Annotated in this window: 7 protein-coding genes; 2 read left to right on the top strand and 5 right to left on the bottom strand. The window is 67.8% G+C overall.

Going from position 1 to position 8159, the window contains the following annotated elements:
• Positions 1 to 146: 146 nt before the first annotated feature.
• Entirely contained in the window at positions 147 to 419 is a 273-nt protein-coding gene (locus tag ACOMD9_RS07625) for an acylphosphatase (RefSeq protein WP_421413345.1), read from the bottom strand.
• A 218-nt stretch (positions 420 to 637) separates the two neighbouring features.
• On the opposite strand from ACOMD9_RS07625, the gene ACOMD9_RS07620 reads away from it, so the two are divergent.
• Positions 638 to 1684, top strand: a complete 1047-nt coding sequence (locus ACOMD9_RS07620; RefSeq protein WP_421413342.1) for a Glu/Leu/Phe/Val family dehydrogenase — start codon at positions 638 to 640, stop codon at positions 1682 to 1684.
• A gap of 49 nt (positions 1685 to 1733) precedes the next feature.
• Here the strand turns inward: ACOMD9_RS07620 and ACOMD9_RS07615 are convergent, their stop codons facing one another.
• Positions 1734 to 2654 carry a YihY/virulence factor BrkB family protein gene (locus tag ACOMD9_RS07615; RefSeq protein ID WP_421413339.1) on the bottom strand — a complete coding sequence of 307 codons (921 nt, stop codon included), beginning with the start codon at positions 2652 to 2654 and terminating at the stop codon, positions 1734 to 1736.
• 134 nt (positions 2655 to 2788) lie between these two features.
• Here ACOMD9_RS07615 and ACOMD9_RS07610 point away from each other — a divergent pair, with 134 nt between their 5' ends.
• The gene (locus ACOMD9_RS07610; protein ID WP_421413337.1) at positions 2789 to 3880 is read left to right on the top strand and encodes a bifunctional nicotinamide-nucleotide adenylyltransferase/Nudix hydroxylase; all 1092 of its coding nucleotides are present in this window, start codon (positions 2789 to 2791) and stop codon (positions 3878 to 3880) included.
• 55 nt (positions 3881 to 3935) lie between these two features.
• Here the strand turns inward: ACOMD9_RS07610 and ACOMD9_RS07605 are convergent, their stop codons facing one another.
• The 3 genes from ACOMD9_RS07605 to ACOMD9_RS07595 all read right to left on the bottom strand — a co-directional run bounded on the left by ACOMD9_RS07605 (position 3936) and on the right by ACOMD9_RS07595 (position 7989).
• The gene (locus ACOMD9_RS07605; protein WP_421413335.1) at positions 3936 to 4853 is read right to left on the bottom strand and encodes a LysR substrate-binding domain-containing protein; all 918 of its coding nucleotides are present in this window, start codon (positions 4851 to 4853) and stop codon (positions 3936 to 3938) included.
• A 64-nt stretch (positions 4854 to 4917) separates the two neighbouring features.
• Complete coding sequence (gene cls / locus ACOMD9_RS07600; protein WP_421413332.1) at positions 4918 to 6333, bottom strand: cardiolipin synthase; 1416 nt, start codon at positions 6331 to 6333, stop codon at positions 4918 to 4920.
• 150 nt (positions 6334 to 6483) lie between these two features.
• Positions 6484 to 7989, bottom strand: coding sequence for a fumarate hydratase (locus ACOMD9_RS07595; protein ID WP_421413330.1), 1506 nt, complete (start codon positions 7987 to 7989; stop codon positions 6484 to 6486).
• Positions 7990 to 8159 lie beyond the last annotated feature (170 nt).

Raw genomic sequence — 8159 nt, 5'->3', positions numbered from 1 at the left:
TAACGCTGATCTACTGCGAGATCCGGTCTTTCGGCCAATTTCATTCGATCTGATTCGTTAAATAGCGGGCTATTCGCCTCATCAGATCGATAAACTTGTCTCGAAATCCGAATCTCTCGTGACGATCGGTCAAATCAGACAGGCTCCTAGAGGGTCGTGAAGGTGTCGGGGTCATGGGTCTCGATCACCTCGAGTTCCACATGGGTCACCCGGGCATTGGGCGGCCCCTTCCACAGCCACTCGCTGAGCGCCTTGATCGCCTCGCGGTCACCGCACATCAGCACTTCCACGCGGCCATCGGGAAGGTTCCGCGCATGACCGGTGACGCCATGTCGCAGGGCCTGCTCCTGGGCCGCCCGGCGATACCAGACGCCCTGCACCTTGCCCACCACCAGGGCCTTCACGCAGCACTTGTCCATGTCCATCTCCTGTTCCGGGGGGAGTCGCGCTCGCCTCTCTTTCTACCAGCACGACGGCCCCCCGGACCAGCCTTCCCCGGGCTTCCCGCTGTCACCGCGATGCATTAGTCTGATGAGTGACCCTGGACGATTCACGGCCACAAGCCGCATGTCGCAGGGCATCGCCCTACCCGGGCAACCACAACCACAACGATCATCCTCACGAGGGAGTGTCCATCATGACGGTCTTCGAACACCCCGAGTTCGACCATCACCGGCAGGTCGTCTTCGGCAGCGACGAGGCGAGCGGCCTGCGCGCCATCATTGCCATCCACGATACCCACCGCGGCCCCGCCCTGGGCGGCCTGCGCATCTTCCCCTATGCCAGCGACGCCGAGGCCCTCACCGACGTGCTGCGCCTCTCCCGCGGCATGTCCTACAAGTCGGCCCTGGCCGACCTGCCCCTGGGCGGCGGCAAGGCGGTGATCATCGCCGACCCGCGCAGCGACAAGACCCCGGCGCTGCTGCGCGCCATGGGGCGCCTGGTGGACTCCCTGGGCGGTGCCTACATCACCGCCGAGGACTCCGGCTCCAGCGAGGCGGACATGCAGGTCATCGCCGAGGTCACCGATCACGTGGGCGGGCTCCGCCATCACGGCGGGGAATCCGGGGATCCCTCCCCCTTCACCGCCTGGGGGGTGTTCTGCGCACTGAAGAGCGCCGTGCGCCACGGCCTGGGCCGGGATGACCTCGCCGGATTGCGGGTGGCCGTCCAGGGCGTGGGTCATGTGGGCGCGCACCTGGCCCGCCATCTCAAGGATGCCGGCGCCGAACTGGTGCTCACCGACGTCGACCGCCAGGCCCTCGCCCACCTGGCAGAGACGCTGGGCGCCGAAGCCGTGGCTCCCGAGGCGATCTTCGACGCCGAGGTGGATCTCTTCGCCCCCTGCGCCATGGGAGCCGCCCTCACGGCCGATGTGGTCGAACGGCTGCGGGCGAGGGTGGTCTGCGGTGCCGCCAACAACCAGCTGGCGAGTCCCGGCATCGCCGATCGGCTGATGGAGCGCGGCATCCTCTATACCCCGGACTACGTGGCCAATGCCGGCGGCGTGATCGAGATCGCCTGGCAGCGCCGGGGTGACGCCTACCGGCGGGAGGACGTCATGGCCCATATCGAGCGAATCGGCGACACCCTGGACGAGATCTTCGCCCGGGCCAACCGCGAGCAACGCAGCCCCGCCCGGGTGGCCGACGACCTGGCCCGGGAGCGCTTCGGCCGCGGCTGATCGGCGTGCACGGGGCCGGCACTCGCCGGCCTCGTGCCGGGCACCCTGCTCAGGTATCCACCAGCTCCCGCTTGACGAGAACCGCGGTATTGCGGGGCACGATCGCCCTGCCCCTGGCTTCCAGGTGGCAGCGCGTGAAGGCCGCGCCAAAGAGCAGGATCAGCGAGCTGTAGTAGACCCACAGCAGGATCATCACCACCGAGCCGGCGGCACCGTAGGTGGAGGCCGTGGCGGTGTGGGCCAGGTAGATGGCGATGGCCGAGCGGCCGACGGCGAACAGCAGGGCAGTGACCACGGCACCGACCAGCACCTCCTGCCAGCGCAGTACCACGTCGGGCAGCACCTTGAAGATGGTGGCGAAGAGGGTCGCGATCACCGCCAGGGAGACCAGGAACTCGGCACCGGTGGTCAGCAGGCCGACGAACGGCAGCAGGTCGTCGGCGGCCTGGAGCATGGCGCGGATCAGGACGCCGAACACCAGCGAGACCAGCAAGATGAAGCCGATCGACAGCACCACGGTCAGCGACAGCACCCGATTCTTGAGGAAGACCAGCAGGCTGTTGCTGCTCGGCCGGGCAGTGACACCCCAGATGGTGTTGAGGGAGAACTGCATCTGGGCGAACACCGTGGTGGCCCCGACCAGCAGGGCCCCGGCACCCAGCAGGGTCGGCAGCAGGCCCGACTCCTCGATACGCGACTGGGCGACCGCCTGCTCGATGGCCCGGGCGGCCTCCTCGCCCATGGTGGCCTGCAACCGGGCGACGATCTGCCCCTGGGCGGCCTCCTCGCCGAGCACCACGCCGATCACCGTCACCGCGATGATCACCGTGGGGGCCAGCGAGAAGAGCGTATAGAAGGCCAGCGACCCGGCGTAACTGAAGGCGTTGCGTTCCAGCCACAGCCGGATGGCCCGGTGGGTCACGTTCCACCAGAACACCACCCGCACCCTGATCACGGTAGACTCGAGCACAACGCCCCCACGCTTTCCTGTCGTGCCCTTCAGCATACGCGAATGTAACCGGGTGTGCTGCCACCCGGGCGCATTGCACCCGCCCCCGGCGCTGACCATAATGGGTCGCGCACTCCCAGCTGCAAGGACCTCCCATGACCGCACGACCGGACACCGAATTGCCCGCCTGCGACTTCGACTGTCTGGTCTTCATCGGACGCTTTCAGCCGCCTCACCTCGGCCACCTGGCGGTGATCCACGAGGCACTCAAGCGAGCGCGCCAGGTCATCGTGCTGGCGGGCTCGGCCTGGCAGGCCCGCTCGCTGCGCAACCCATGGCGCTTCGAGGAGCGCCAGCGCATGCTGCGCAGCGCCTTCGACGAGGAGGAGAACGCCCGGCTGGAGATCGTGCCGCTGCTGGATGCGCTCTACAACAACGACGTCTGGGTGCGGGACGTGCAGCGCAAGGTCCGCGACATCGCCAGCCACGACCATGCCCGCCTGCCGCGCATCGGCCTGATCGGGGCCAGCCGCGGCCAGTCGAGCTACTACCTCTCGCTGTTCCCCCAGTGGGAGTCGGTGAGCGTGCCGCTGGTCGAGGGCATCTCGGCCAGCCAGATCCGCGAGCGCCTGTTCCGTTCGGCCTCCTCCGCGGAGGACTACCTGAGCACCGGCGCCGCCCACGACCTCCCCCCCGGCGTGCTCGAGGAGGTTCGCCACTTCTGCTCGCAGGCCAGCTACCGGCAGTTGATCGAGGAGCAGCAGCTGCTCGAGCAGTACCGCAGCGCCTGGGCCCAGGCCCCCTACCCGCCGATCTTCGTCACCGTCAACGCCGTGGTGGTGCAGTCGGGCCACGTGCTGCTGGTGCGCCGGACCGCCGCCCCCGGCAAGGGGCTCTTCGCCCTGCCCGGCGGCTTCATCAACCCCCACGAGCGGTTGCTCGACGCCTGCCTGCGCGAGTTGCGCGAGCGCGTGCGCCTGAAGGTGCCCGAAGCGGTGCTGAAGGGCTCGCTGCGCGGCCAGCGGCTGTTCGACGAGCCCCACCGCAGCTGGCGCGGCCGCACCCTGGCCGAGGCCTTCTACTTCGCCCTGCGCCCCGAGCAGCAGCTGCCACAACTCAAGCCGGTCAAGGGCGGCGACCATGCCCGCTGGGTCGCCCTGGCCGACCTCGAACCGGAAAGCCTGTTCGAGGACCACTTCTTCATCATCCAGAACTTCCTGGGCCTTCCCGCCGACCTCGGAGCCTAGTTCGGGGAAAAGGACGAGATTTCCGCCACGAGCGCAGCAGGCAATCGCACCTCTTTCACGCCTGGAGGAAGTCGCGCGGCAATTTCTGCATCTGCCGCCACAGCTTCTCGACGCCGGGCTTGTGCACCAGCGAACAGCGATAGAGACGGATCTCCAGCGGCACGTCCCACTGCTCCCCGCCGGCGCGCACCAGCCGGCCGCTGGTCAGTTCCTCGCGAATGCAGAAGTCGGGGATCCAGGCCATGCCCAACCCCTGCATCACCATGCCCTTGAGCCCCTCCGCCATGGCCGTCTCGTAGACGGTGCGCAGACGCATGCGCAGCGGGTCGTTCTTCAGCAGCATGCGCACGCTGCGACCGAGGAAGGCTCCCTGGGTGTAGGAGAGATAGGGAATGGGGTCGTGCCCCTCCAGCGGGAAGCGCGGCTTGCCGGCCTCGTCGGGCAGGCATACCGGCACCATCTTCACCTGGCCGATGGAGAAGGAGGGGAACACCTCCGCATCGAGCTGCATGCTGGCATAGGGGTCGTAGTAGGCCAGCATCAGGTCGCAGTTGCCCTCGCGCAGCACATGGATCGCCTCGCCGACGTTCATCGCCACCAGCCGGGTGGGGAGCTCGCCCAGTCCCTGCTGCAGGCGCGAGATCCACTGCGGGTAGAAGCTCAGCGCCAGGGAGTGGGCGGCCACGATATCCAGCGCCTCGTTGGCCATGGAGAGCCCCCGCAGGTGGCCCAGGCTCTCGTTGAGCTGCTCGACCAGGTTACGGGCGGTGACCAGGAACAGCTGCCCCTCGGAGGTGAGGTCCACCGGCGTGGTGGAACGATCCACCAGGGTCACCCCGACGGCCTGCTCCAGGGCGCGGATGCGGCGGCTGAAGGCCGGCTGGGTGACATGGCGCTGCCGCGCCGAGGCGGAAAAGCTGCGGGTGTTGGCCAGGGCAACGAAGTCTTCCAGCCATTTAGTCTCGAGGTTCACCGGGGCTCCCGATCACTGGTGTAATACCGGCCGCATCCTGCGGGCCATCGCAGGCGGTAATGTATCACTGGATCGGCGACAGGAGGTAGGCGGCCCGCGAGACGATCCTGCGCCACAGCGGCCGTGCGACCAGCTCGTCGCGGGTGATTCGCCGGCAATCGGCGAAATCCCGCTCCAGCATCAGCCGCACCTCGGCGGCGAAGCGCCGGTCCGGCACGAAGGCCGTGATCTCGAAGTTGAGCCGGAAGGAGCGATTGTCGAGGTTGACGGTTCCCACGCTGGCGGCGCTATCGTCGATCAGCATCACCTTCTGGTGCAGGAAGCCCGGCTGGTAGCGATATACCCTGACCCCGGCCCGCAGCATGTCCGGCAGGAAGGAGAACGCCGAGAGGAACACCAGCAGGTGATCCGGCCGCTCGGGCATCATGATGCGCACGTCGACCCCGCGCATCGCGGCCAGACGCAGGGCGTCCTGGACCCCCTGGTCGGGCACGAAGTAGGGACTGGTCACCCAGAAGCGCTCATGGGCGCTGTGGATGGCGTGCTGCACCAGCAGGCTGGCGGTCTCCTGGCGATCCGCGGGCCCCGAGGGCACGATCACCACGTCCTGGCACGCCTCGCAGGTTTCCCGTGGGGTCCAGGCCAGGTTGATCACCTCGCCGGTGGCCCAGTGCCAGTCTTCCCAGAATGCCTCCTGCAGGCCCAGCACGGCGGGACCGACGAGCTTGAGGTGGGTATCCCGCCAGGGGCCATGCCGCCCCAGCCCCAGGTATTCCACGCCGACGTTGAAGCCACCCAGCCAGCCCTCCCTGCCATCGGTCACCAGCACCTTGCGATGGTTGCGGAAGTTGAGCTGGAAGCGATGGCGAAACCCGCGGGAGGAGCGGAAGGCGCTCACTTCGACGCCATAGGCGGCGAGGTCGCGCAGGTAGCCCTCGTTGAGCTTGTGGCTGCCGATCTCGTCATACAGGAAATAGACCCGCACGCCGCGTTCGGCGGCCCGCTGGAGGTGGTGCTTGAGCTCGACGCCCAGGGCATCGTTGCGCACGATGAAGAACTGGATGAGGATGTACTCCTCGGCCCGCTCGATGCCGTCGAAGAGGCTGTCGAAGGTGGCCTCGCCGTCGATCAGCAGCTCCGCGCGGTTACCGCTGGTCAGTGGCATCATGGCCAGCTGTTCCACCGCCCGGATATCGGGATCCCTCGCCTCGGCGACGAAGGGTTCCACCCTTTCCCGATAGCGTGCCAGCACCCGGCGCAGCACGCTGTCGCGCTCGCCGCGTGCCGAGACATAGCCGTAGAAGCGCGGCCGGCCGAAGATCCAGTAGGCGGGCACGGCCAGGTAGGGCAGCGTGATCAGGGAGAGGATCCAGGCGATGGCACCCTGGGAGGTGCGGCTCGACATCAGGGCCAGTACCGCCGAGAGGATGCCCAGCAGGTGCAACAGGAAAATCGCCCAACCGATCAGCCACGAGGCCATGCGCACTCCATCTGTCACCGGCCGCCGGCTCCATCGACGGCCATCGGTATCGGGAAAAACTCGCCCCACGAAAACAGTGGGCTACAGCATACCCCCGAAACGCGCGACCCCGCCAGGTGGCGGGGTCGCGCGTTTCGGCGAGGAACGCGATCAGGCGCGCTCGGCGATGATCTCCTTCCACTTGGCGGGACCGGTCTGGTGCACCGAGGTGCCCTGGCTGTCCACCGCCACGGTGACCGGCATGTCCTCCACCTCGAACTCGTAGATGGCCTCCATGCCCAGGTCCTCGAAGCCCACCACCCGGGACTTCTTGATCGCCTGGGCGACCAGGTAGGCAGAGCCGCCCACGGCCATCAGGTAGACCGCCTGGTTGTCGCGGATCGCCTCGATGGCGGCCGGGCCGCGCTCGGCCTTGCCGACCATGCCCAGCAGGCCGGTCTCCTCCAGCATGGTGCGGGTGAACTTGTCCATGCGGGTGGCGGTGGTGGGGCCGGCCGGGCCGACCACCTCGTCGCCCACCGGGTCTACCGGGCCCACGTAGTAGATGAAGCGCCCCTTCATGTCCACGGGCAGCGGCTCGCCCCTGGCGATCATGTCGACCATGCGCTTGTGGGCGGCATCACGGCCGGTCAGCAGCTTGCCGTTGAGCAGCAGGGTGTCGCCGGGCTGCCAGGTCCGCACCTCCTCCGGCGTCACGCTGTCGAGGTCGACGCGCCTGACGTTGTCGCCCGCCTCGCGGGTGATCTCCGGCCAGTCCTCGAGCTTCGGCGCCGGCAGGGCCGCTGGACCGCTGCCGTCCAGGGTGAAGTGGGCATGGCGGGTGGCGGCGCAGTTGGGGATGATCGCCACCGGCTTGTTGGCCGCATGGGTCGGGTAGTCCTTGACCTTGATGTCGAGCACCGTGGTCAGGCCGCCCAGCCCCTGGGCGCCGATGCCGCTGCGGTTGACCTTGTCGAACAGCTCCAGGCGCAGTTCCTCGGCGCGATTGGCGGGACCACGCGCCTGCAGCTCCTGGATGTCGATGGGATCGAGCAGCGCCTCCTTGGCGATCTCCATGGCCTTCTCGGCGGTGCCGCCGATGCCGATACCCAGCATGCCGGGCGGGCACCAGCCGGCCCCCATCCTGGGCAGCTGCTCCATCACCCAGTCGACCACGCTGTCGGAGGGATTGAGCATGGCGAACTTGGACTTCGCCTCGCTGCCGCCGCCCTTGGCCGCCACGTGCACCTCGACGTTGTCGCCGGGGACGATCTTGTGGTGGATGATCGCCGGGGTGTTGTCGCCGGTGTTCTTGCGGGCGCCGTCCGGGTCGGCCAGCACCGAGGCGCGCAGCACGTTGTCGGGCAGCCGGTAGGCGCGACGCACGCCCTCGTTGATCATGTCGTCGAGGCTCATCTCGGCGTCCCAGCGCACGTTCATGCCCACATGCACGAAGACGGTGACGATGCCGGTGTCCTGGCAGATCGGGCGGTGACCCAGGGCGCACATGCGCGAGTTGATCAGGATCTGGGCGATGGCGTCCTTGGCGGCGGGATTCTCCTCACGCTCGTAGGCCGCCGCCATGGCGTCGATGAAGTCCTTCGGGTGGTAGTAGGAGATGTACTGCAGGGCATCGGCGACGCTCTGGATCAGATCGTCCTGGCGAATCACGGTCATCAGCAAGGGACTCCTTGGCGTTGTCGGCTTGCCCGCTCGCGGGCCGGCGGCATGGCCGGCGTGACGGGCTCGAACGGGGGCGGATTATACCTCACCCCCTGCCCTGCCGGCAGCGTTCTACCACCAAAGGGTGGCGGTTTCGCCGAGGGCGCCAGGAAGATAACGGTATA

Origin of the sequence: Halomonas terrestris (assembly GCF_049166755.1) — a bacterium.
Lineage (GTDB): Bacteria > Pseudomonadota > Gammaproteobacteria > Pseudomonadales > Halomonadaceae > Halomonas.
The sequence above is the reverse complement of the archived record's forward strand: the minus strand, read 5'-3'. Positions and strand labels throughout refer to the sequence as shown.